The following is a 25,299-nucleotide window of genomic DNA, read 5'->3' on the forward strand; positions in this document are numbered from 1 at the left end:
TAATTATAAATCACCTGAATGATGTGCACATTGAATTGACGGACGGTTTAAAATAGAATTAAATCGATAAGGTTCGTTTAATTAATCGGTTTAGCCATGCTTGTGCAAAAGGCGAACGTCTTTGGTCGGGGAGCCCGGGCCGTTTTCCCAGGGGAACTTACCCCCGCCTTTTGGCCAGAATCGGCGTTCTGGAATGCGTTCGATGGCCCCGATCCATCCGTCCTCTGGAGCCAACCGTTTGCTGATCCCTCGGCGAGCGAGGATTCGCGTCTGCCGCTTCCAGTTGGGGACGCCGGTTTCGCCCGCGCGTCGTCTGGGGCCCGCTCGGGCGATCTGCCAGACTTGCGCGGCGCCTTGCCCCGTCTCTTCCCATCTTTCCAGTCGCGATTGTCTGCTCTGCTGTCTTCGACGTCTTTGACGAGCCGCCATCAGGGCTTGGTCCCGACGATCTCAACTGTGGAAAATGAGCGGACGCCGCCGACATCATCATCGGTTTCGACGCCGAGCTCCACCCACTGGACCAATTCGAGCGACGGGGTCTGGAATGCCGCTACGAACTGGAGCGCCGGCGTCCCAGGGGTCATTGACTCCGCGGTGCTCGATGCGGCGGGAGCGTATGTCGTCACCAGCACTGCCCGTGTTGATATTGGGAGCCTGGTCGTTGATGCAGGCGCGACGCTTTCGATCGGTGCCGGGTCGCCCTTTGTCGTCGAAGGCGATGTACTGAACAACGGGACTGTCGAAGTTGGGGCGTTCCTTGGCAATCGCATTGCTACAGGGGACTTTAAGGGCGACGTCAAAGGCACGGGATCTTTCGAAATTGCAGACAAGGCGATCCTGGAGATCGGAGCTTCGGTTTCGGGGCAGTTCTTGAATGGATCGTTCTCCGGCATAACCGTGTCGTTCGACACGGAAGCTGGCACGCTGGTCCTCGATCAGTCGGCCAGGTTCCACGGGTTGATCGCAGGTTCGTCCCCGGGGGCGCCGCTTTCGCCGGGGAACCTCATCGACCTGAAGGATCTACCCTTCACATCCTCGATGTCGGCAACCGTCCACTACGACAACAGTTCGAATATCAGCGTGGTCGATTTCAGCAACGGTGCCGCAAGTGCCACCTTGCTGTTTTCGGGGATGGACCTGAATTGGAATTTCAAGAGCGATGGGCAGGGAGGCACTATTGTCTCCGATCCACCCACGAATCCCACCGTACTGGAAAACCAGAAGCCAGGCACGCCGAGAAGTGTCTGGGAGATCCAGCCAGGCGATAATTCGACCCTGACCCAGGGATTTGCGACAGCAATCAGCACCAATGTCGGCGGGACGGTCCAATTCAAGATCAACAATCTGACGGGCAACCCGAACTATCACGTCGATGTTTACCGGCTAGGCTATTACGGCGGCGATGGTGCCAGGCTGGTTACGAGCCTGCAGCATCAGGCCGGAGCCGCGGTCGTCCAACCCGCTGCACTACGTGATCCGTCGACCGGTCTCGTCGATGCCGGCAACTGGAGCGTAACCGATTCCTGGAGCGTGCCAACCGATGCGGCCTCGGGCGTCTACATCGCCAACGTCATCAACGGCACCGAGATATTCCAGATCCCGTTCATCATACGGAACGACGCGTCGCACAGCGATATCGTTCTGCAGACGAGTGATGAGGACTGGCAAGCCTACAACGGTTGGGGAGGGGCCAACCTTTATTTCGGAAACGGACCGGGCGTCAACGGATCGGCCTACGCGGTCAGTTACAATCGCCCGCTGGTGACGCGTGACGGCACTGGAACCTTCTCCGAGGGGGGAGACTCTCCGTTCACGGCTGAGATTGCGGCCATCTATTGGCTCGAGCAGAACGGTTACGATGTTTCTTACATTTCCGGAATCGATGCTGCGACAAACGGCTCGTTGTTGCTCAATCACAAAGTCTTCATGGACGCGGGGCATGACGAGTACTGGACCGAAGCTCAGCGCGCCAACGTAGAGGCCGCAGCGCACGCTGGTGTGAACCTTGCGTTTCTCACAGCCAACGAAATTTTCTGGAAAACAAGATTGGCACCCAGCATCGATGGCAGTGGAACAGCCAACCGCACGCTCATCAGCTACAAGGATACGCACGCAAATGCGCTGATTGATCCATCAGGACAGGCGACCGGCAACTACTCTGACCCGCGGTTCGGTGCTCCTCTTCCCTCGAATGAATTGACCGGTACATTGTTTGCGGTCAACGCATTCCGGTACGATACGATCACGATACCGTACTCGATGACCCAGTTGCGCTTCTGGCGCAATACGGCCGTCGCGCAAACCTCACCCGGACAGACCGCCTCGCTCGTACCCGGCCTATTGGGCGTTGAATGGGACGTCGCGCCGGACAACGGATTCCGTCCGGCGGGGTTGGTCAGTGTCTCGTCTTCGACAGTCAATGTGGACGGAAAGTATCTGCTTGATTACGGCAACACGTTCGGAGCAGGCACGGCGACCCACAATCTCGTGCTGCATCGGGATCCCGTTAGTGGCGCACTGATATTCTCAGCCGGTTCAATCAACTGGCCGTGGGCGCTTGCCAGCGACCACGACGGACCTGCGACTCCAGTGGACCCAAATGTCCAGCAGGCGATGGTCAACCTCTTCGCCGACATGGGGGTTCAGCCGGCGACGCTGCAGGCGAACCTGGTGGCCGCGATCCGGTCCACAGACACTACGGCGCCGACCTCTGCGATCAGCAATCTCTCGGCTACCAGCGTTGTCGAAGGGCAATCGATCACGGTGACGGGTACGGCTGCTGACGCGGCTGGAAAGATTGCCGGCGTCGAAATCTCCACGGATGGTGGAACAACCTGGCATCCAACCAACAGCAACGTCGGCGCGGCGAACGTGACGTGGTCATATACGTTCATCACAGGCGCCCAGGGGACATATAGTCTCAAGACCAGGGCGATCGACGACAGCCTGAACCTGCAAACACCTGGTACGGGCACGACCTACACGGTCACGCCGTCTTCCAGCCTGTCGCTCTTCAGTCCGACCGACACGCCTGCGGTGATTTCAAACGGCGATTCCGGCGCAGTTGAAGTCGGCCTCAAATTCGTTCCTACCGCGTCGGGCAAGATCACCGGCATTCGGTTCTACAAGGCGCCTGATAATACCGGCACCCACATCGGCGATCTCTGGACCACCAACGGCACGCTACTCGCGAGCGCCACCTTTAGCAACGAAACAGCGAGCGGCTGGCAGCAGGTTGATTTCGCGACGCCTGTCAATGTTCAAGCGGGCGTCACGTATGTCGCCTCCTATCACACCAACACCGGCCACTATTCCTCGACGGACTTCTATTTCATCGACTATGACGGCATTACGAAAGGTGCGCTCACCGCGCCCGGTAGCAGCCTCAACGGCGTCTATGCCTACGGCAGTAGCCCGACTTTCCCCAGCAACGTCTCCTCTATCGACGCCGCGAATTACTGGGTGGACGTCGTCTTCAGCGATTCAGGCCAGACGTCGCCGCAAGCTCGTGACGACGGTGGTTTCACGGTCAGCCAAAATGGTGTGCTGAACATTGCGGCATCAACGCTGCTCGCGAACGACACCAACCCGTCCGGGCTGACTTTCTCGATTTCCAGCGTCGGTAACGCGGCCAACGGAAGCGTAAGCTACAATTCGCAGAACCAGACCGTGACCTTCACGCCCACCGCTGGCTATGCCGGGGCGGGGAGTTTCACCTACACGATCACGGACACGAGCGGCCAAACCGGCACCGGCCAGGTGTCGCTCAAGGTTAATTATCCGGCCTCGGCGCAGAGCCTGTTTGGCACCAATGATGCGCCGAGCGTCCCCAATGGCGGCGATACCAGTCCCATCGAAGTCGGCGTCAAGTTTACCGCATCCGTGAACGGGACGATCACCGGCCTGCGCTTCTACAAGGGATCGTCGAATACGGGTCCCCATATTGCTGATCTCTGGAGCTCGACCGGAACCCTGCTTGCAACCGCCACGTTCACGGGCGAGACCGCCAGCGGCTGGCAGCAGGTCAACTTCTCCACCCCCGTCGCGATCACAGCAGGCACCACCTACGTCGCGTCCTATCACACCAACGGCAATTATTCCGGTACCCAGAACTATTTCACGACATCGCTTGCCAACGGCCAGTTGACGGCTCCGGCCGGCAGCAACGGGGTCTATGCCTACGGATCCGGAAGCGCGTTCCCGACAAATACCTTCAAATCCTCGAACTATTGGGTCGATGTCGTCTTCAACGGCTCCGCCGCAACCAGCGCGCCGCAAGCGAATGCCGACAGCGGCTTCACGGTTAGCCAAAATGGCGTGCTGAATATTGCGGCATCGACGCTGCTCGCGAACGATACCAACGCGTCCGGATTGGCTTTCTCGCTCACCAGCGTCAGCAACGCGGCCAATGGAAGCGTAAGCTACAATTCCCAGAACCAGACCGTGACCTTCACGCCCACCGCCGGCTATGCCGGGGCGGCGAGTTTCAGCTACACGATCACGGACACGAGCGGCCAAAGCGGGTCCGGCCAGGTGTCGCTCAAGGTCAATTATCCGGCCTCCGCGCAGAGCCTGTTCGGCACGAGCGATGCGCCGAGCGTTCCCAATTCCGGTGATAGCAGCCCGGTCGAAGTCGGCGTCAAGTTTACCGCATCGGTGAACGGGACGATCACGGGCCTGCGCTTCTACAAGGGATCGCTCAATACCGGTTCCCATATTGCGGATCTCTGGAGCTCGACCGGAACGCTGCTTGCAACCGCCACGTTTACGGGCGAGACCGCCAGCGGCTGGCAACAGGTCAACTTCTCCTCCCCTGTGGCGATCACGGCAGGCACCACCTACGTCGCGTCCTACCACACCAACGGCAACTATTCCGGTACCCAGAACTATTTCGCGACGTCGCTTACCAACGGCCAGTTGACGGCACCGGCCGGCAGCAACGGAGTCTATATTTACGGAGCCGGAAGCGCGTTCCCGACGAACAGCTTCAAATCTTCCAACTATTGGGTCGATGTTGTCTTCAACGGTTCCACCGCCGCCAATAATACGCCGCCAACCGCGGTTGCTGACGGCGCGGATGCGACCGAGAAGGGCGGCGCGAACAACAGCACTGGCGGTTCGCCCGCCATCGGCAACGTGCTGACCAACGATATCGATCCCGATTCCGGCGACACCAAGACCGTCACTGCATTCAGCTTCGGCTCGACCAACGGGATATTCAATACGCCTCTCGCGGGCGCACACGGCACGCTCTTGCTCAGTGCCTCAGGTGCCTTCACCTATACGGTGAACGAGAACGATGCGGCCGTGCAGGCCCTGCGGCAGTCGAGCAATACGCTGAGCGATGTCTTCAACTATACGATGCGGGACGCCGCCGGCGTCGCATCGTCGACCACCCTTAGTGTCACCATTCACGGCGCCAACGACGCGCCGGTGCTGGCGATCCAGACCGGAAGCCAGGCTGCGACCGTGGGCTCCGTGTTCTCTCTGACGCTGCCCGCCGGCACTTTCACCGATGTCGATGCCGGCGACACGCTCACCTACGCCGCAACTTCGGCCCTTCCCGCCTGGCTCACGTTCAATGCTCAGACCCGTACCTTTAGCGGCACGCCGACGTCTGCGAACGTTGGCACGCTCAGCGTTACGGTCTCTGCTGCCGATCTGGGCAATCTCACGAGCAGTGAGACATTTAATATCGCAGTGTCGGCAGTTCCGTCAACGGTGAGCCTGTTCTCGAGTTCGGACACCCCCGCACTGCGATCCAATGGGGACACATCTCAGGTCAATCTCGGCGTGCAATTCACATCCTCCGTGGCAGGCACGATTACCGGCATCAAGTACTTCAAGAGTGCAAATGACCTCGGCACTCATACGGGATCGTTGTGGAGCAGCACCGGCGCGCTGCTGGCGACCGCGACTTTCACGAACGAGGGCAGCAGCGGCTGGCAGACCGTCACGTTCAGCAGTCCCGTAACCATCACGGCCGGCGCCACCTATGTCGCGAGCTATCACAGCAACGGCCACTATGCCTCCACCACCAGCTACTTCACCACCGCCCGCACCAACGGTCCGCTCACGGCTCCTGCGAGCGTCAATGGCCTCTACACTTACGGAACAAGTAATCTGATGCCGACCAGCAGCTATAGCGCAAGCAACTACTGGGTCGATGTGGTGTTCAACAGCTCGAGCGGCGGCGCCAACCAGTCGCCCGTCGCTGCGAACGACAGCGGTTTGGACGCCACGCAGAACGTCCCCTTTGCGATTCCGGCCTCGGTACTGCTTGCCAACGACACCGATCCGGACGGCAATACGCTCACGATCACGGGTGCGAGCGGCGGTACGAACGGGGTCGCCAGCTTCAACGCCCAAAGCAACAGCGTGATCTTCACTCCTACGGCCGGCTACACGGGATCGGCGTCCTTCAACTACAGCATCTCCGACGGCCATAGTGGTACCGCCAGCGCACTCGTCTCTCTCGATGTGAACGCTGCGTCTTCGACGACTGTGCGCCTGTTCAGCGCAAGTGATGAGCCCAGCATTGTGGCGGCCAATGATCCACAGTCGGTGGAACTTGGCGTCAAGTTTCAGGCGTCCACCCCGGGCGATATTGTCGGCATTCGCTTTTACAAGGGTCCATCCAACACGGGCAGCCACGTCGCGGATCTCTGGAGCAGCACCGGGACTTTGCTGGCAACGGCGACCTTTACCAGCGAAACGGCCGACGGCTGGCAACAGGTCAATTTTGCCACGCCCGTGACGATCATGCCGGGAACGACTTACGTCGCGTCCTATCACACCTCCGGGAATTACGCGGCCGATCCGGGCCTGCTCGCAAACGCGATTACCAACGGACCGCTGACGGCCCCATCGTCGTCATCGATCGGCGGCAACGGTGTGTTTGCGTACGGGACGGACAGCCTATTCCCGACCAACACCTACAACTCAACGAGCTATGGCGTTGACGTAGTTTTCAGGCCGCAGCTGGCAGCATAGGAGACGTAAAGATGCACGCCGAACTTTATACCGATGGAATCGAAGAAATTACCGTCAGCGGCACCATCGTTCGTGTCGATCTGGTCAGTCTTTCTCCGACGGAGCGCGACGCAAACAATGCCCCCAAGCGAGTGTTTTCGCAGCGATTGATTTTTTCGGTCGAATCCTTCGCCAATTCGGTCGATGTGATGCAGAAGGCGCTTCAGGGCCTAGTTGACGCGGGCGTGGTCCGGAAGAATCCGTCAGTTCAGTCGCACAACGGTGCGTCGGGAATACATGATGCGCTGGCGCCCAACACACGGTCTCTGAATGTCTCTTCGAATTTCCGCTGAAATGGACGTCGCTGGCGGCGCGAAGGACCAGGTCGCGGATACGCCCGCGCCTGGATTGTCAATGCAGACGGCATTGGAATGCCTGTCCAAGGTCTCCGGTCACCATGGCATAGATCTGCCAGTCGAGCGCTTAAAGCGTGCCTACGCGGTAGCCGCCCCGATCTCGTTGAATCTTCTGTTGCGCATGGCGAAGGATGCGGGCTTGCGCGCGAGAAGCACGGAACTGGATTGGGGCGCGCTGATTCGTCTCGGAGAAGCCTATCCGGCGCTGGCGAGGCTCGCCAATGGCAACTGGATCGTTGTCCTTGGCGCGGGACGGCGAGCTGACGGCGCCGAGGTCGTCAGCATCTTCGACCCCCTAGCCGACCGCAAGCACGAGGTCTTGGTTGTTGATCGCGACCGCTTCTGTGCCCAGTGGGCTGGCGACACGATCCTGATCAAGCGCGAGCCGTTGACACAAGATGGTCGGAGGAGTTTCGGCCTCCGGTGGTTCGTACCGGAATTGCTTCTTCAATGGCGACTGTTCAGGGACGTCGCCATTGCCGCCATCCTGCTCTACGCGTTGGGCCTCGTCGTCCCGATCTTTTTCCAGCTCGTCATCGACAAGGTTCTGGTTCACGAGAGCTTCACCACTCTTTATGTACTCGCGGCAGGAGCAGGCGTAGCGCTCGTCTTCGACGCCATATTCGGCTTTCTGCGGCGCTACTTGCTGCTGTATGCGACCAACAGGGTCGACATTCGCGTTGCGACGAAGACGTTCGGTCATCTCCTCGGGCTGCCAGTCACCTTCTTCGAGCACATGGCCGCGGGGGTACTGGTCAAGCACATGCAACAAGCGGCGCGGATCCGCGAGTTTCTGACCGGGCGACTATTCTTGACGACCCTCGACGCGCTCTCGTTGTTCGTCTTCCTGCCGGTCCTTGCGCTCTACAGTGTCAAATTGACTTTGATGGTCCTGGCCTTCACCGCCGCGAGCGGCGCTGTTGTCGGCCTGCTCATGGGCCCTTTCCGGCGACGTCTTTACGATCTCTACCAGGCGGAAGGTGCGCGGCAGGCTCTCCTCGTCGAAACAGTCCATGGTATGCGCACGGTGAAGACGCTGGGCATGGAGCCAGCGCAGAGCAGGGTTTGGGATAGCCGATGTGCGCAGTCCGTGACCATGCGATTCGGTGTCGAGAAGATTTCCGCAGGCGCCCAGGCGCTCACCGGATTTCTCGAGAAGATCATGACGCTTGGAATCATCTCTGTCGGAGCACTCGATGTCTTCGCCGGAGAAATGACAATCGGCGCGCTGGTCGCTTTCAACATGTTGGCCGGCAGGGTCTCCGGACCACTGGTCCAGCTCGTGACCATGGTGCACGAATACCAGGAAGTGGCGCTTGCCGTGAAAATGCTCGGCGAGGTCATGAATCAGAAGCCTGAACGTGACGGTCGGAAAGATGGGCTGCGGCCCGACCTCGCCGGCAAAATCGAGTTCGACAGTGTCTCTTTCCGCTACGGAGCCGAGGGAGCGCCGGCGCTTGACGATGTCTCCTTCACCATCGAGCCAGGCTCGATCTTCGGGATCGTGGGCCGAAGCGGCTCCGGCAAGACGACGCTCACAAGGCTGATTTCGGGCATGTATCCGGTGCAGCAGGGGCTGCTGCGTATCGACGGATATGATTCGAGAGAGTTAGACCTCGCACATCTGCGCCGAAACCTCGGAATCGTCCTACAGGACAACTTCCTGTTTCGCGGGACGGTTCGCGACAATATCGCCTGCGTGAAACGTGACGCGACCTTTGCCGAGGTCGTCGCTGCCGCGCAGCTCGCTGGCGCCGACGAATTCATCGAGAGGTTGCCCCGTGGCTTCGACACCATGCTCGAGGAAGACGCCTCGAACCTGTCCGGCGGGCAGAAGCAGCGACTCGCGATCGCGAGGGCTCTGATTGTCAATCCACGAATCTTGATTTTCGATGAAGCGACGAGTGCCCTCGACTCCGAAAGCGAAATGATCATCCGGCGCAATCTCCGCCGTTTGGCAGCAGGGCGTACCGTCATCATCGTCTCGCATCGGCTGTCGATGCTGACCGAGGCAAGTCAGATCCTGGTGATGGACCGCGGCCGAATCGTCGACGTGGATCGCCACGACCATCTCCTGTCGAAATGCACCATCTACAGACACTTGTGGAACCAACAGATGAAGCAGATTGCATGAAGGAGACGAGGCCATCACGCGCAGATGCGAAGCCGATCGGCCTGGTCCCGGCCAGGCCGGTCGAGCGACGGCGAAAGCTATTCAGGTCATCGCCGAGGCGAGCGCCAGTCATCGCCGAATTCCAGTCCGATGCCACCGAGGTCGAGCAGCAAGCGCCGCCGCGGCTCGCGCGTCTCACCCTCTACGGCATACTTGCGCTGATCGTCTTCGCGATTACCTGGGCATCCGTTTCGCAAGTGGAGATGATCGTCACGGCGCAGGGAAAATTGACCACGACACGTCCCAATATCGTCGTGCAGCCCTTGGAAACGTCGGTCATACGCGCGATCCACGTCAAGGCCGGTGATCGCGTCAACCGCGGCGACGTTCTCGCTACGCTCGATCCGACCTTCTCGCAGGCGGATTTCGACCAATTGCGTGGCAGAGTGGCTGGTTTCGATGCGTCGATCGATCGCCTTGGCGCCGAATTGAATGGAACCGAGTATGCGGTCAAGGAGCTGATAAATGCGGACCAGGTCCTGCAGGGTAAGTTGTTCTTGCAGAGGAAGGCCGCCTACGAGGCGCAGATCCAGAACTACGACGCGCAGATCGCGTCCGCTCGAGCCAATCTCAAGACAGCGCAGGATGAAGAGGCGGTTCTGCTTCAGCGGCTCGACACGATGCGTTCGATTGAAGCGATGCGCACCACGCTGATGGACAAGGAGGTCGGTTCGAGGCTGAACTTCCTGCTGTCTCGCGATGCACGGCTCGAGGTCGAGAGCAATCTGGCGCGTGTCCGTGGCAGTATCGCCGATACCACCCATCGGCTGGAAAAGGCCCGAGCCGATCAGAAGGTATTCGCCGAGGAGTTTCGTCGCACGACTTATCAGGAACTTGTGGAGACGTTGCCAAAGCGCAATGGCGCAGTAGAGGAATTGAAGAAGGCCGAACTTCGCCGGCAGCTGATCGTCCTGCAGGCGCCGGCAGATGCCGTGGTGCTGGATATCGCAAACCGGACAGTTGGCTCGGTGGTTCGCGAAGCGGAAACGCTGTTCGTCCTTGTTCCGCGTGACGTCCCCCTTCAGGCGGAGGTTAACGTCGAGGGTCGGGACATCGGCCAGATCGCGCTTGGACAAGCGGTCCGGATCAAGTTCGAAGCATTTCCGTTCCAGAAGTATGGAACTGCATCTGGCGAAGTCCGCGTCATCAGTCAGGACACGTTCTCGCCTGATACGAAGGCCGAAGGTGCGCGCCGCGCGCCAGCTCCCTATTACCGCGTACTGGTCGATTTGTCGGACACGCACCTTCGGCTGCCGGCTGAGCGCATTCAACTGATTCCGGGTATGGCGGTGACGGCCGAATTGAAAGTCGGCAAGCGCACCGTGATCTCCTATTTCCTCTATCCGTTGCTACGCGGATTGGATGAAAGCATCCGTGAATATTAACCCGGCTTGGGATGGCGATTGACCATGATCATTAGTCCGAATTTTGGGATGAAGCTCGTAGTGCCCACGGCGGCGAGTAAGCTCTCGCGGAATTCGCCGCTGGTGAACTATGCGCTCAACGGGCTGGAACGCTGTTGGGTGCCTGAACATCGCCGGTGGTCGCACATCTATCATCTCGATGGACGTTCTTCGCCAAACGAGTCGGTACCGAACAGCGACGTATTCTATACGCTCAATGTCTTACTCGGAATGTCGCGCGTCGCTGGAATTCCAAGTGGTCTTGATCTGCCTGAAATATTCAGCCGTAACACTTCGCTACTCACGAGGCTTCCGGTGCGCAAGTACGCCTTCGGTATGGCGCTGTGGAGCGCCGCCGAACTCGGCTTCGAAATGCCCGAGCCGGTCAAATGCGAGCTGACAGCCATTCTCGCCGATGAGTCCAGGTGGAAGAGCTTTCGCGCGCAGGATATTGGCATGCTGCTCACAGGAGTCGTGGCTCAGGCGAGGGCAGGCGAGAGCGAGTGGTGGCGCTACGCCAGGCCGCTTTTTCGTTTCCTGAAGGAACGCTTCCACAGCGAATCGGGATTGTTCTTCGATGCACCGTTCGGGTTTCGCCGCCGCTTCTCGTCATTTGCGACGCAAACTTATCTCTCGATCGCCTGCTATCAATATGGCGAATTTGCCGGAGACGCGTCCGCGCTTGTCATGGCCGATACTTGCGTGCGCAATCTGATAGCGCTTCAAGGCCCACAAGGTGAATGGCCCTGGTTTTTCGACGCGATGAGCGGCCGCGTCCTTGATTTCTATGAGGTCTATTCGGTTCATCAGTATGGAATGGCCCCGGCGCTGCTGGAATGGGCGGAGCGCTTTGGGCAGAAGGGATCGCGGGACGCCCTGGTGAAGGGATTCAACTGGGTACTTGGCCAGAACCAGCTGGGCCGGGCCATGCTCGTGCCTGAACTGAGCCTGACCCTCCGCTCGCAGGTTCGCAAAGGCGAATTGACAACGAAGGCGCCGCGCGTATTGCGCGCAGTCAAGAACGCCTGGCTCGGAAACGGGCAGCGACTGATCGACGGCACTGACGTGGAAGTTCGGCTCGAGTGCCGTAGCTACGAGCTCGGCTGGATTCTGTGGTCATTCGGCCGGCGCACCGACTTGCCGGGGCTGACCAACAACTGTGCCTTCGGCGGCGCCTGACAGAATTGCCTTCGCACTAACGATTCCAAGCGACTGCTCGCCGGCCCCGCAGGTGCGAGATCATCGTCATGGCGCGGTGCGCCCGGACGGCACACAATACGGCAATAGCTTTGAGGCGGACGCCGCTACCATGGAGGCGGTCGCTGGTCAGCACAGTCACAGCGTTTGGCGCGAGAGATGCGAAGACCAGCAACGCCTGCGCGAGCCAGCGCAATTGCCAAACAGGCTTGCCTTCCGCCATGTTGCGATAGTGCGCGATGTGTCGATCCCATTTGGCGTAGAGCTCCCGAAGGGAGCTCCGGGCGGGATGGAAGACGATCATCTCGGGAGTGTATCGAAATCGAAGTCCCGCGCGCAGCGCACGCTCTCCCCACTCCATGTCTTCGGCGATCTCAATGCCGGCAAAAGGGCCGACGCGATCGAAATCGCGGCGAAACACCGCCATATTGCCGGTGCCGGAATATCCGTGGCGCTCGATATAGAGCTTGAAGCGATAAGCGAAGACGCTCTCGTATGCCGCAATGGCGTCGAGCTCCGCATTTTCCGGGTGCCAAATGCGTACGTCGCCCCCGAGAACTGTGCCAGCCGGCGACAAGTTGAACCATTTCATCACGCTGCTCAGCCAATCCGGATGGGCCCTGCAATCGGCATCGATGAAAGCGAGGATCTCGCCGTTGGCCGCAGCGACGCCCGCATTTCGCGCCGGACCGGGACCCGGATGCGGTTCGTGCTGCAGCCGTACACGAGGATGGCCGCCAACGATGTCTGTTGGGGGCGTTGCCGAGCCGTTGTCCACCACGATGACCTCGAACGCGTGCCGAGGCAGGGTCTGCGCGTCCAGGCTTCGCAAGCAGGATTCCAGCGCGTCAGGCTGGTTGAGATGCGGAATAACGACCGAAATCATCAGTTAAATCCTCTATTTAATTGACGTTGGATCTGCTGCCCGCCTCTTGCGTGTAGGGCCTGATATTCCGCTGTCTGGCGCCAAATTCTATCCTATTTAAACCTTGCTATTAAATATCCGGTGCGTATTATCTAGATAATAATCTTAAATGCAAACTTAAACAGACCGTATTTTTTCTGGGAGGTAGGTTCCAATGCGCGCCTCATTTCTGGGATGTCCCGTTGACCTGCTGACAATGGCAGAAACCGTCGATCTGGCGCGCGGGGCTATGCACAACCGGCGAAGGCTGCAACATGTGGCGCTGAACGTCGCCAAATTCGTCAATATGAGGTCTGATGCCGTGCTCGCGGCCGATGTCGCCAACAGCGATGTCGTCGGCCTCGACGGCATGGGGATCGTTTGGGGCGCTCGAGCGCTGGGACTTCCGGCCACGTCGCGCGTCGCGGGCGTGGATCTCCTCGCCGAGTTGCTCGCGGTATGCGCGCATGAAGGCTTCAAGCCTTATTTCCTGGGAGCGACCCCCGGCGTGCTGCACCAGGCGATGCAGAGCGCGCGCGAGAGGCATCCCTCGCTTGTCTTTGCGGGCTGGCACGACGGCTACTTCAAGCGCGAGCAGGAGAAGGACGTCGTACGGGACATCCAGTCCAGCGGGGCCGATTGCCTCTTCATCGGCATGCCGACGCCCCGGAAGGAGCGCTTTCTCGCCGCTCACCGCGATGATCTCGGCGTGCCTTTTATCATGGGTGTGGGTGGTTCATTCGATGTTCTGGCAGGTACCGTTCGGCGCGCGCCAGTACGGCTTCAGAAGCTCGGCCTCGAGTGGCTGTACCGCATCTATCAGGAGCCCGGGCGGATGTGGTGGCGATACGCCAGGACGAACGCGCTGTTTGCGGGCGTGCTGGCGCAAGCGCTCTTCAGGCAGGCGCTTCGGCACCCGCTCGGTGCGCCCGGCGCCGTTCCCCCTGGTCCGAGCCGGATCGGGGGTTGAAGCGTGCGCAAGCATTTTTTCATCCTTCTGGGAACCCGGCCGGAAGCAATCAAGCTGTTTCCGGTCATCAACCGACTCAAGGCTGAGAATCGCAAGGACATCGCCGTAACGATATGTGCGACCGCACAGCACCGGCAGCTGCTTGATCAGGTCCTCAAATTGGCCAACGTGGTCCCGGATTTTGATCTCAACGTCATGACGACAAACCAGACGCTGGATCATCTGACCGCCCGGCTGCTCGGACAAATCGGCGAACTCCTCGAAAAGGTGAAGCCCACCAGGGTGATTGTCCAGGGCGATACGGCGACTGCCATGACGGGTGCACTGGCATCCTATTATCACCGTATACCGGTCTCGCACATCGAGGCCGGACTGCGCAGCGGCGACATCTTCGCTCCGTGGCCCGAGGAGGTGAACCGCAAGATCGTCGGCTCGATCGCCGATCAACATTTTGCCCCGACGGAGCGCGCGGCCCGCGCCTTGCGTTCTGAAAACGTGGCTGATGACCGCATTCACGTGACCGGAAACACGGTGGTGGACGCTCTCATCCTCGCGAAAGCCATGGTCGAGTCCGATCCGGGACTGGCGTGTCGCTGGGACGGCATCAAGAAGCGTCACGGCAATCGGCGCATCATCCTGGTGACTTGCCACCGCAGGGAGAATTTCGGTGGCGGCGTCACCAATATCGTTAACGCGCTTGAGACCATCCTGCAGCGGGAAGATGTCGCCGTGGTGCTCCCTGTGCACCCGAATCCGAATGTCCGCGACCTGTTTGCGTCTCGGTTGTCGGATCACCCGCGGGTCGTCCTCATTTCTCCTCAGGAATACACTGATTTCGTCAGCCTGCTCTCGATGTCGTATCTGGTCCTGACAGATTCAGGCGGTGTCCAGGAGGAGGCCCCCACTTTCGGGAAGCCGGTCCTGGTAATGCGCGATACGACCGAGCGTCCCGAAGGCGTGGAAGCCGGAACGGCGCGCCTGGTCGGCGCCAACTACGACAGGATCGTTGGCGAGACGTTTCGCCTGCTCGACGATGACGAGACTTATGCTGCCATGGCGCGTTCGCACAATCCGTTCGGTGACGGGCACGCGAGCGAGCGTATCGTGAAGGTGCTTCTCGATGCCTGAATTCCAAAAGATAAATGTCATTGGGCTTGGCTATATCGGGCTGCCGACCGCGGCGTTGATTGCGAGCCGTGGGCTGCAGGTGGTCGGCATCGATACAAACGAACGCATCGTCGACACCGTTGCATCCGGCAAAATTCACATCGCCGAGCCCGATCTGGACGGTCTCGTCTCCAAGGTCGTGTCGAGCGGTGCGCTCACGACGTCGAGGAAGCCGCAGCCGGCGGACGTGTTCATCATCGCGGTGCCGACCCCGATCGACCACGATAACCGTCCAGACCTGGCAAGCGTTCACGCCGCGGTCGACAACATCGTGGACCTTCTCGCGCCAGGCAATCTTGTCATTCTTGAATCGACATCGCCGATCGGGACAACCGAAGCCATCGCAAAGCGCATCGTTGAACGCAGGCCGGAGCTGCACATTGGCGTCAACGGCCGGGAGGATGGAGCGATCTACGTCGCATACTGTCCCGAACGCGTGTTGCCAGGGCGGATCTTGACCGAGCTTATCAACAATGACAGGTGTATCGGCGGGATTACGCCAACCTGCACGCGGCGTGCCCAACGCTTCTACAAGATGTTTGTTCGCGGCGCCTGCGTCGGCACTACGGCGCGCGCGGCCGAGTTGGTCAAGCTGACGGAAAACGCCTTCCGCGACACCAACATAGCGTTTGCCAACGAACTCTCGCTGATCTGCGACAGGTTCGATATCAACGTCTGGGAGGTGATCGATATCGCCAACCGTCACCCTCGCGTAAACGTACTGCGGCCGGGCCCGGGCGTGGGCGGGCACTGCATTGCGGTCGACCCCTGGTTCATCATCGACTCTGCGCCCGATCTCGCGCGAGTGATGCGAACAAGCCGCGAGGTGAATAACGCCAAGACCCGGAAGATCATCGAGAACGCAGAGGCACTGATCGACGATCATCCCTATGCGAACGTTGCCTGTTGCGGATTGACGTTCAAGGCGAATGTCGACGACGTGCGTGAAAGCCCCGCCTTGGAGATTGCCACGCATCTCGCGGCCAAATACGGCGAACGGATCAAGGTCGTCGAACCGAATCTGCGCCGTCTGCCGTCTCAGTTGGCCGATTATCGCGTCGCGTTCGTGACCATCGATGAGGCCCTCCGGAGCTGCGAAATTGCGGTTCTTCTCGTCGATCATGACGAATTCAAAATGGTGCCGTTGGCGGAGCGCCGGCACCTCGACGTCATCGATACGCGAGGCATATGGCAGGATATGCCCGCGCGAACCTAACGTGCAGAATCGTAGTTTCCCCGAATGGATCGAGGTCAGTATGCGAGATAGTCAGCTGGGAATCGGGGTCGTGGGATACGGCTATTGGGGGCCCAATCTCGTTCGCAATTTCTCGATCAATCCCGCCGCCCGCGTCGTCAGCGTGAGCGACCTTGATCCAGGCAGGCTTGCCGCCATCAGGCAGCAGTACCCGGGGGTCGCGACCACCGCGCGATATGACGACCTGCTGAAGGACGCCTCGATCGATGCAATCGCCATCGCCACGCCGGTGCACACGCATTACGAGCTGGCAATGGCGGCGTTGAGAGCTGGCAAGCACGTGTTGGTCGAAAAGCCCCTTGCGCCGAGTTCAGAGCAGGTGATGCGCCTGATCGACGAGGCGGATCGGCGCGGACTGATTTTGATGGTCGATCACACCTTTCTCTATACCCCGGCGGTTCAGAAGATTCGTGAGCTGTTGCTGAAGAGCGAGCTCGGAGACGTCTACTACTACGATAGCACACGCTCGAGCCTCGGATTGTTCCAGAAAGACGTAAATGTGATCTGGGATCTGGCAGTGCATGACATCTCGATCATTCATCACATCTTCGATGAGGAGCCGATTGCGGTATCGGCAACGGGATCGTGCCATGTCGTCGGTTCGCCGGAAAACATGGCGCATATCACATTGTTCTTTGCCAACGCATGTGTGGCCCATGTCAGCGTCAACTGGCTCTCGCCTGTCAAAGTCCGCCAGACTTTCATTGGCGGCAGCAAGAAGATGATCGTCTATGACGATCTCGAACCGACCGAAAAGATCAAGGTCTATGACAAGGGAATTACGCTCGACAGGCCTCCCGAGAGTGCCCATCAATTCCGGATTGGATATCGCGCTGGTGACATGTGGGCTCCGCATATCTCGCCTAAGGAGGCACTGCAAACGGAGGTCGAGCACTTTATCGACTGTGTGCGCACCGGGACGCGGCCGATCTCCAGCGGCATGTCCGGGCTGAGGGTGATCGAGGTGCTCGAGGCAGCTTCTCGATCAATCGCGAAGCAGGGCAAACCAATCCCGATAAGGCAACTGCCGCGGATGCTACCGGAGCGGGCCCGGGCGACGGCTTGATGGGCGGCTTGGCCGTGGCTGTTGGCCAGATGAGCCCCGGGACGGAGTCTCGATGAATTCAGTGCATCGTTCAGTCCTGTTTTCCGGGGTGGACCGCTATGCCGCCCTTGTGCTGTTCCTTGTCTCGACCGCAGTTCTGTCGCGTCTGCTGACGCCGGGCGAGTTCGGGGTCTTTGCGGTCGTCAATGCACTTACCGCCGTGATCGCCGCCGCCTTTCAGGAGTTTGGAGGGGCAAACTATCTGATTCAGAAGCATGAGTTGTCGCGCGGGACCATTCGCACGGCGTTTACTATCACCTGTATCATCTCGCTGGCAGTTGCGCTAATCCTGTCAGCTGGGGCCGACGTCGTATCGCAACTCTTTGGGCAGGACAGCCTAAGGCAAGGTATCCAGGTTTCTGCGCTGAACCTTCTCCTTCTACCGGTCTCAGGAACGTTGGCTGCCCTGTTTCGTCGTGACATGCAGTTTGGGACGCTCGCGATCTGCAATCTTGCAAGCAACATGACGGTCGCGCTGGTTTCGATCGGGCTGGCGCTCCTGAACTTCAGCTACATGGCTCCGATCTGGGGTGGTGTGGCAGGGAGCATGGTTCTTACGGCCTTGCTGCTGAGTTCGTACCGGGATTTCGGCGTGTTGCGCCCTTCGCTGTCCGAATACCGCGAGGTCCTCAGATTCGGTCTCTATTCCAGCGGTGTCAGCGTCATCAATATCTTCTACAACCTCGCACCCCAGCTCTTTCTCGCGAAGATTCTCGATTTTACGGCTGTGGGTCTCTATAGCCGGGCGATCAACCTGACTCAGGTATTCGACAGGCTCGTCACGCAGGTGCTGAACCCCATCATCATGCCGGCGATCGTGTCGAGGCGTGCAGCCGGGGCAGATCTAAAGGGCGTGTATCTGGACGCGGTCCAACTGCTTTCCGCGGTGCAGTGGCCATTTCTCACCTTCGTAGCGATCATGGCAAAGCCGATCGTGTTGATCTGGCTTGGCGGAGCCTGGTTGGAGGTCGTGCCGTTGGTGCGGATTCTCTGCCTTGCAAATCTGGCGCTATTCGCTGCGTGCCTGACATATCCCGTGTTCCTGGCGGTTGGACGCGTGCGCGACGCGCTTGTCTCGTCCTTCATCTCGTTGCCACCGTCGCTCCTTGCCCTTTTGGGCGCATCCTTTTTGGGCGTGGAGGCGGTCGCAGCGTGCGCATTGCTGACGTTGCCGTTCCAGGCGGTAGTGGCGATATACTATCTCAGTCGGCATCTTGCGCTGCGGCCAAGCGAGTTTGGCCGTGCCGTTCTCAAGAGCGGTGTCGTCACGATGGCGACCGCCGCCGGCGTAGGCGCCTGCGCGCTGTTGATCGAGGCAGGAATTCTCAATTTCGTTGTAGGCCTTATATCAGCGTTTGTGGTCGCCGCCTTCTGCTGGTGGTGGGGATTGATCGTAACAGGGCATCCTCTGCTGCAGCACCTTCGTCAAGCTGCGACGGGTCTCGTCGAGATGGCGCCCAAGCTGCGCCCGTCACGCTCGGTACTGTAGTGGTTTTGCTGGATTTTAGAGACAGGGAAACTAACATGCCAATAAAGGATACCCAGCTTGGTCGCGATGTTCGCATCCTGCATCCGGACCTGGTCAACCTGTATGGCTGCACCGTCGGCGACGAGAGCAGAATCGGAACTTTCGTCGAGATCCAGGCGGGAGCGGAGATAGGTGCGCGTTGCAAGATATCGTCGCACAGCTTCATTTGCGAGGGCGTCACGATCGAGGATGAGGTGTTCGTCGGTCATGGCGTGATGTTCACGAACGACAAATATCCGAAGGCAACAACCGCGGACGGTCGTCCTCAGCAGGCTTCGGACTGGACGCTGCAGCGCACCCGGGTCGGTCGGGGAGCTTCGATCGGCTCGAACGCCACCATCCTGTGCGGTGTGACGATCGGAGAGGGCGCCTCCGTAGGTGCCGGTGCGGTGGTCACTAAGGATGTTCCGCCCGGCGCCATCGTCGCAGGAGTGCCCGCTCGGGTCCTGCCCGCAGCTGAAAACACGCTCCTGCGCGATCGTCGCTCTGCAGAGCTACTCCATAAACCATTTTAAAGCGCGATATATATGCGTTACAATTTAATGCTTGATTTAATGCGATTATGAGAGTTAATATTTTATTATAATGTTTGGTCCAACCAAGGTCTTGAATCTTGATACCCTTCCTGGATCTGAAAGCCCAATATTACCAGATCAAGCCGGAAATCGACGCCGCGGTGGCTAGGGTCATCGGGAGCGGGCACTTTGTGCTCGGGCCGGAGGTGACCGCCTTCGAGGGACGCTTTGCGGGTTATTGCCGGACTGCCCATTGCCGCGCGGTGAACACCGGCACTTCGGCGCTTCACCTTGCCTTGCTTACGGCAGGTGTCGGACCCGGTGACGAGGTCATCACCGTGTCCATGACGTTCGTCGCGACGACCGCGGCCATTATCTACAGCGGTGCCAAGCCGGTGTTTGTCGACGTTGACCCTGTAACGTGGACGATGGATCCCGGCTTGATTGAAGCTGCGATAACACCACGAACCAAGGCGATCTTGCCGGTTCACCTCCACGGGCTGATGGCCGACATGGATCCGATAATGGCCATCGCGCGTCGTCACGGCCTGGTCGTCATCGAGGACGCCGCGCAGGCGCATGGCGCCGAATACCGGGGACGTCGAGCAGGCTCGATTGGCGATCTAGGATGCTTCAGCTTTTATCCTGGCAAGAATCTGGGGGCGTTCGGCGAGGGTGGAGCCGTCGTAACTCATAGGCCTGAATTCGCGCACCGCGTGTCACTGCTGCGAGATTGGGGGCAGGAGGCGAAGTACGACCACGCCATCCCCGGATATAACTATCGTATGGACGAAATTCAGAGCGCGATATTGAACGTCAAGCTGGACTACATTGAGACTTGGACGGAAGCGCGCCGGTCGGCGGCTGAGCAATACAATGCACTGCTGTCTGAGCTCCCATTCGCGCGTCCCCAGCCGCCAGGGCACGCCCGTCACGTGTATCACGTCTATGCGGTCAGATTGGAGGAGCGCGATCACGCACTGTCGCTGTTGCGTGATGCCGGAATAGGCGCCGGGATTCACTATCCCGTTCCGGTGCATCTGCAAAGAGCCTACGCAGAACTCGGCTACCGCGCCGGTGACCTCCCCGTCACCGAGATGCTGGCGAACGACTTCCTCTCTCTTCCCATTTATCCGGAGCTGCTGCCGGAACAGGCGGCCGAAGTTGTCGCCACATTGAGGAACGCAGCGATGCTGCGGCCCAGTGAAGCGGTTGGCGCCCGAGCGGAGCATCCACAAAGCGTCATGACATGGTCCCACAACAGGAGAGCGTCTTGATTGATCTCAAGGGAAAGCGCGTTCTGGTCACCGGCGGCGCAGGCTTCATCGGGTCCCACATCGTTGATCTGCTCTGCGACGAGGGCTGCATTGAAATTGTTGCTCTCGACAACATGGTCAGAGGCCGACCGGAAAATCTTCGGCGCGCGCTCGGGCGCGGACCGGTGAGATTGGTTCACGGCGACATACGCGATCGCAAGCTGATGGAAGCATTGGTCAAGGCGGCCGATATCGTCTTCCACCAGGCCGCACTTCGCATCACTCATTGTGCGGCCGAACCACGCCTCGCCAAGGAGGTTATGGTCGACGCCACCTACGACCTGCTGGAGCTGTGCATCAAGCACGACATTCAGAAGATCATCGCGGCGTCTTCGGCATCGGTATATGGCATGGCCGAGGAATTTCCGACGACGGAGCGGCAGAATCCGTACAACAACCGAACTCTCTATGGAGCCGCCAAGGCGTTTAACGAAGGCCTTCTGCGGGCCTTCAACGATGTATGCGGCCTCGACTATGTGGCATTCCGGTACTTCAACGTCTACGGCAGCCGGATGGACATCCACGGACGGTACACCGAGGTCTTGATCCGCTGGATGGAGCGGCTGGAGGCCGGATTGCCTCCCGTCATCTTTGGTGACGGCCGTCAGTCTATGGATTTCGTTCACGTCCGCGACATCGCGCGCGCCAACATCCTTGCGGCCAGGTCAAAGATCACCGATGAGGTCTTTAACGTTGGAAGCGGCACCGAAACCAGCCTGACGGAGCTGGCTACGGCGCTTGCGTCCGTGATGGGACGCCGGGGCCTGACGCCTGAATTCGCGCCGGAGCGCTCGGTCAATCCGGTGCCGCGCCGACTGGCATCGACGGGCAAGGCGGAGCGTCTGCTGGGTTTCCGCACCACGGTTTCGTTGGAGCAGGGGCTCGCCGACCTCGTGAAATGGTGGCGATCCGAACGCGAGCTTGCTTCGGACCACCAGCGGCAGGCGGCAGCATCGTGATTCCGATCGCTTTGCCGCTGCTAGCGGACGAAGAGGCTGACGCGGCGCGCGCAGTCGTGCTGTCGGGCTGGGTATCGCAAGGTCCGCAGGTGGCCGCATTCGAGCGCGAGTTCGCTGCACTTGTCGGCGCACCGCACGCCTGTGCCGTCTCGAATTGCACGACCGCGCTCCAGCTCGCCTTGGCGGGGCTGGACATCGGCATCGGCGACGAGGTGATCACGGTCAGCCATTCCTTCATCGCGACCGCAAACGTCATCCGACATCAGGGAGCCACTCCGGTTTTCGTCGATATCGAGCCGGAGACATATAATCTTGATTGCGCCCGGTTGGCCGAAGCCATCACCGAGCGCACGCGTGCGATCATCGTCGTCCATCAGATGGGCATGCCGTGCGATATGGCCGCTCTTCTGGCCATAGCGCGCCGCCACGGGATCGCCTTGATCGAGGACGCGGCCTGTGCTGCCGGATCGCAGATCCGGATGAACGGGGAATGGGAGTCGATCGGCAAGCCACATGGCGACATTGCCTGCTTCTCCTTCCATCCGCGAAAGGTGATCACGACGGGTGAGGGGGGAATGCTCACCACCGCGAATGCCGAGCTTGATCGCAAATTCAAGCTCCTGCGCCAGCACGGCATGAGCGTTCCGGACACGGTGCGGCACAATTCGTCGTCCGTGATCTTCGAGGAATACGTCGTTGTGGGCTACAACTACCGAATGACGGACATGCAGGCCGCCATTGGGCGCAAACAGCTCGAGCGGCTCCCGGAACTGATTGCGCGCCGGCGAGCCGTCGCCGCAAATTATGCCGAACAGCTCGGCAATTTGGAAGGGTTGCGGTTACCGACTGAACCAGCGTGGGCCAGATCCAACTGGCAGAGCTATTGCGTACGTCTTCCAGACCGCCTCGACCAGCGCATCGTGATGCAACATCTCCTCGATAAGGGCATCGCGACCCGCCGCGGTATCATGTGCGCCCATCGTGAGCAGCCTTATTCGGCCCTTGTCCAGACACAGGATCTGCGTCAATCCGAGCTCGCCCAGGATCGGTCGATCTTGCTCCCCATCTATGCACAGATGAGCGCCGAGGAGACCTCGAGGGTGAGTGCTGCGGTGCGGGCAGAGTTGGAACGATGATCCCGGGAATCGCCGACCAAAAGGCATTGCGACTTTTGGTCGTGATCGCGAGCTATGGGACTGCCAATAATGCCCACCTGGATCGAGTGATCAAGGAATACCGGTCCATGTCGTTCGACGTGGATATCGTCATCATCTCCAACATCGACAAGAAGCCGGCTGCAGACATCGAGTGTGTCGTTGGCCTTCCCAACAAGAATCCCTGGTCGCTTCCCTTCGCGCACAAAGAGTTGTTTGCAGCGCGGGCTGATCAGTATGATATGTTCATTTATTCCGAAGACGATATCCTGATCACTGAAAGAAATATTCGAGCGCTTCTCGACGTGACCTCAGTGTTGAATGAGGGCGAGGTTGCCGGATGGATGCTCGTCGAGAGAGCGTCGAACAGCGAATTGAATTATCCGCAGGCCCACGGTTCCTTCCACTGGGATTGTACGTCGGTCAAGACCAGGGGAAATTACCATCTTGCTCATTTTACCAACGAGCATGCTGCCAGCTATATGCTCACCCGGCAGCAGCTTGCCAGAGCAATTGCGTCCGGCGGCTTTTTGGTCGGGCCTCACGAAGGCAAGTACGACCTGCCTTGCACCGCTGCAACCGATCCATTCACCCAGTGTGGCTTCCGGAAGCTGATACCAATTTCCCATATCGACGATTTCTCGGCGCACCATTTACCGAACAAATATATCAACCGGCTCGGCGTCGATCGCCGGCAATTGGACGCACAACTATCCGTCCTGATGCAGATCGCGCGTGAGGGAAACGATGCCGTTCCGCTGTTCAGCGCCGAGACCAGGCTCTGGCACGGCATGTATTCGAAAGACTACTACGAGCCGGCCAGGGACGAGGTGTTGTCCGCTGTACCGCAAAGCGCGGCCGTATTGTCGATCGGGTCCTGCTCGGCTGCAAACGAACGCCGATTGCTGGAGAGAGGAAACCGAGTGGTGACTATTCCCCTCGACCCCGTTGTGGGTAGCGGCTTGGCCCAGCTTGGGGCTGAGGTGGTGTTAGGGGACGTCATAACGGCGAGATCAAAAATTGCAGCGGAGCGGTTTGACCGACTGCTGTTCGTTGATGTCTTGCAATTCATTCGTGATCCGGCGCATCTCCTCAAGCTGTTTGCCGATCTCCTGGCTCCGGACGGGCGAGTGATCATTTGCGCGCCAAACCGCCCCTCTCTTCGGTATGCCTGGGAATGCGCGAAATCCAGCAGCGTCTTTCGACGCTGGGGGAGCTTCGATGCTGTGGGGATCCACGACACGACGAGCGGAAAAATTCAGAGGTGGTGTGCGCAAGCCGGTCTGGCGATCGAGAAGATTGAGAGGCGCGCTCCGCATCGCGCCGGTCTGAGGTTGAAATTCCTGTCTTCTGTGCTTGCACCCGACCTTGTTGCGACCGCCACCAGGCGTGAATCGCTAAGGCCGTTCCTTCGCAAGGATCACGGCATTGAGCAGATGGAGGTTTCCAGAAGGAGCGTCGTTCAATGAGCTTGGAGGCTGCCAGAAGAATCCAGATCGACGACATGCAGGGACGCGCCGGTGCTGCGCAGGACACGGCTGCGCAAAACTACTACATCCGCTCTCGCCGCGAGATACGGTCGTTACTGCCAAGCCGCGCCTCCCGGATCCTCGAAGTGGGACCTGGCGCAGGCTTCACTCTTGCCTGGCTCAAGTCGATCTACTCTGCCGCCACGACATTCGGAGTCGAGCTCAATCAAGAACTTGAAGCCGACCTGAAACTGAACGCCGATGTCGCGATGATCGGAGACATCGACGATTTGATATTACGAGTCGGTAGCAAGTTTGACCTGATCTTGTTGCTTGATGTCCTTGAACATGTTCCGGATCCAACGCGAACTCTTCAGGCCATCACCAGAAACCTTCTCATGGATGGTGGGCGCGTAATCGTTTCTGTTCCGAACATCGCGCATCTGAGCGTGACGCTTCCGCTGCTCTTCCAGCGTCGATTTGAATACACAGATTCGGGGATTCTTGACCGCACCCATTTGAAGTTCTTTGTCGAAGGCACCGCCGTCAGGCTTCTGAACGATTCGGGCCTGGTCGTTAAGGATGGTCTGGTCACGGGCATTGAAGGTCCAAGATCGAAGATGTTGGACAGACTTACCTTCGGCGGCCTGACCCATCACCTGGCAAAGCAATATATTATGGCGGGTGAGCTCACCACTGCATCGACCGCGCAGCCGAAAATCAACTGGAAGAAGAACCGGCTGATCAGCTAGCAGCGATAGCCGTCAGGCGGACCGCTCCAATTCCCGAAGAGGCG

The 25,299-nt window shown here is 59.4% G+C and carries 17 protein-coding genes; 16 read left to right on the forward strand and 1 reads right to left on the reverse strand.

Going from position 1 to position 25,299, the window contains the following annotated elements; all coding sequences use genetic code 11:
• The first annotated feature begins 96 nt into the window (after positions 1-96).
• From CV770_RS01165 to CV770_RS01185, 5 genes are read left to right on the forward strand one after another with little or no spacing between them, the layout of a single operon-like run.
• Positions 97-6,993 (forward strand): DUF4082 domain-containing protein, encoded by a 6,897-nt coding sequence (locus tag CV770_RS01165; protein ID WP_245453640.1) that lies wholly within the window; start codon positions 97-99, stop codon positions 6,991-6,993.
• An 11-nt stretch (positions 6,994-7,004) separates the two neighbouring features.
• A complete protein-coding gene (locus CV770_RS01170) occupies positions 7,005-7,325 on the forward strand; it encodes a hypothetical protein (protein ID WP_038948915.1) in 321 nt (106 codons plus the stop codon).
• Position 7,326: 1 nt separating this feature from the next.
• Positions 7,327-9,522, forward strand: coding sequence for a peptidase domain-containing ABC transporter (locus CV770_RS01175; RefSeq protein WP_502693580.1), 2,196 nt, complete (start codon positions 7,327-7,329; stop codon positions 9,520-9,522).
• Positions 9,519-10,946 carry an HlyD family type I secretion periplasmic adaptor subunit gene (locus CV770_RS01180; protein WP_244429136.1) on the forward strand — a complete coding sequence of 476 codons (1,428 nt, stop codon included), beginning with the start codon at positions 9,519-9,521 and terminating at the stop codon, positions 10,944-10,946. The genes CV770_RS01175 and CV770_RS01180 overlap by 4 nt, the downstream gene beginning before the upstream one ends.
• Before the next feature lie 24 nt (positions 10,947-10,970).
• Positions 10,971-12,143: a hypothetical protein gene (locus tag CV770_RS01185; RefSeq protein ID WP_245453647.1), complete on the forward strand. Its 1,173-nt coding sequence runs from the start codon at positions 10,971-10,973 to the stop codon at positions 12,141-12,143.
• 16 nt (positions 12,144-12,159) lie between these two features.
• Here the strand turns inward: CV770_RS01185 and CV770_RS01190 are convergent, their stop codons facing one another.
• Positions 12,160-13,047 (reverse strand): glycosyltransferase family 2 protein, encoded by an 888-nt coding sequence (locus CV770_RS01190; protein ID WP_049806586.1) that lies wholly within the window; start codon positions 13,045-13,047, stop codon positions 12,160-12,162.
• 193 nt (positions 13,048-13,240) lie between these two features.
• On the opposite strand from CV770_RS01190, the gene CV770_RS01195 reads away from it, so the two are divergent.
• From CV770_RS01195 to CV770_RS01245, 11 genes are all read left to right on the forward strand, one after another.
• Positions 13,241-14,035 (forward strand): WecB/TagA/CpsF family glycosyltransferase, encoded by a 795-nt coding sequence (locus tag CV770_RS01195; RefSeq protein WP_104461043.1) that lies wholly within the window; start codon positions 13,241-13,243, stop codon positions 14,033-14,035.
• 3 nt (positions 14,036-14,038) lie between these two features.
• Positions 14,039-15,163, forward strand: a complete 1,125-nt coding sequence (gene wecB / locus CV770_RS01200; RefSeq protein ID WP_038948908.1) for a non-hydrolyzing UDP-N-acetylglucosamine 2-epimerase — start codon at positions 14,039-14,041, stop codon at positions 15,161-15,163.
• Positions 15,156-16,418 carry a UDP-N-acetyl-D-mannosamine dehydrogenase gene (gene wecC / locus CV770_RS01205; protein WP_038948907.1) on the forward strand — a complete coding sequence of 421 codons (1,263 nt, stop codon included), beginning with the start codon at positions 15,156-15,158 and terminating at the stop codon, positions 16,416-16,418. The genes wecB and wecC overlap by 8 nt, the downstream gene beginning before the upstream one ends.
• A 40-nt stretch (positions 16,419-16,458) precedes the next feature.
• Positions 16,459-17,523, forward strand: coding sequence for a Gfo/Idh/MocA family protein (locus CV770_RS01210; protein ID WP_038948905.1), 1,065 nt, complete (start codon positions 16,459-16,461; stop codon positions 17,521-17,523).
• Positions 17,524-17,575: 52 nt separating this feature from the next.
• The gene (locus tag CV770_RS01215) at positions 17,576-19,051 is read left to right on the forward strand and encodes an oligosaccharide flippase family protein (RefSeq protein ID WP_201759645.1); all 1,476 of its coding nucleotides are present in this window, start codon (positions 17,576-17,578) and stop codon (positions 19,049-19,051) included.
• Positions 19,052-19,086: 35 nt separating this feature from the next.
• Positions 19,087-19,605, forward strand: a complete 519-nt coding sequence (locus CV770_RS01220; protein WP_038948903.1) for an acyltransferase — start codon at positions 19,087-19,089, stop codon at positions 19,603-19,605.
• A gap of 98 nt (positions 19,606-19,703) precedes the next feature.
• Positions 19,704-20,882, forward strand: coding sequence for a DegT/DnrJ/EryC1/StrS family aminotransferase (locus CV770_RS01225; protein WP_104461044.1), 1,179 nt, complete (start codon positions 19,704-19,706; stop codon positions 20,880-20,882).
• Complete coding sequence (locus CV770_RS01230) at positions 20,855-21,880, forward strand: NAD-dependent epimerase/dehydratase family protein (protein WP_179731099.1); 1,026 nt, start codon at positions 20,855-20,857, stop codon at positions 21,878-21,880. Before CV770_RS01225 ends, CV770_RS01230 begins: the two co-directional genes overlap by 28 nt.
• Positions 21,820-23,016: a DegT/DnrJ/EryC1/StrS family aminotransferase gene (locus CV770_RS01235; RefSeq protein ID WP_104461045.1), complete on the forward strand. Its 1,197-nt coding sequence runs from the start codon at positions 21,820-21,822 to the stop codon at positions 23,014-23,016. The genes CV770_RS01230 and CV770_RS01235 overlap by 61 nt, the downstream gene beginning before the upstream one ends.
• A complete protein-coding gene (locus CV770_RS01240; RefSeq protein WP_104461046.1) occupies positions 23,013-24,503 on the forward strand; it encodes a class I SAM-dependent methyltransferase in 1,491 nt (496 codons plus the stop codon). The genes CV770_RS01235 and CV770_RS01240 overlap by 4 nt, the downstream gene beginning before the upstream one ends.
• On the forward strand, positions 24,500-25,255 hold the full coding sequence (locus CV770_RS01245; protein WP_245453641.1) for a class I SAM-dependent methyltransferase: 756 nt from the start codon (positions 24,500-24,502) through the stop codon (positions 25,253-25,255). Before CV770_RS01240 ends, CV770_RS01245 begins: the two co-directional genes overlap by 4 nt.
• Positions 25,256-25,299: the final 44 nt, after the last annotated feature.

The organism is Bradyrhizobium sp. AC87j1, assembly GCF_002936975.1.
Lineage (GTDB): Bacteria > Pseudomonadota > Alphaproteobacteria > Rhizobiales > Xanthobacteraceae > Bradyrhizobium > Bradyrhizobium shewense.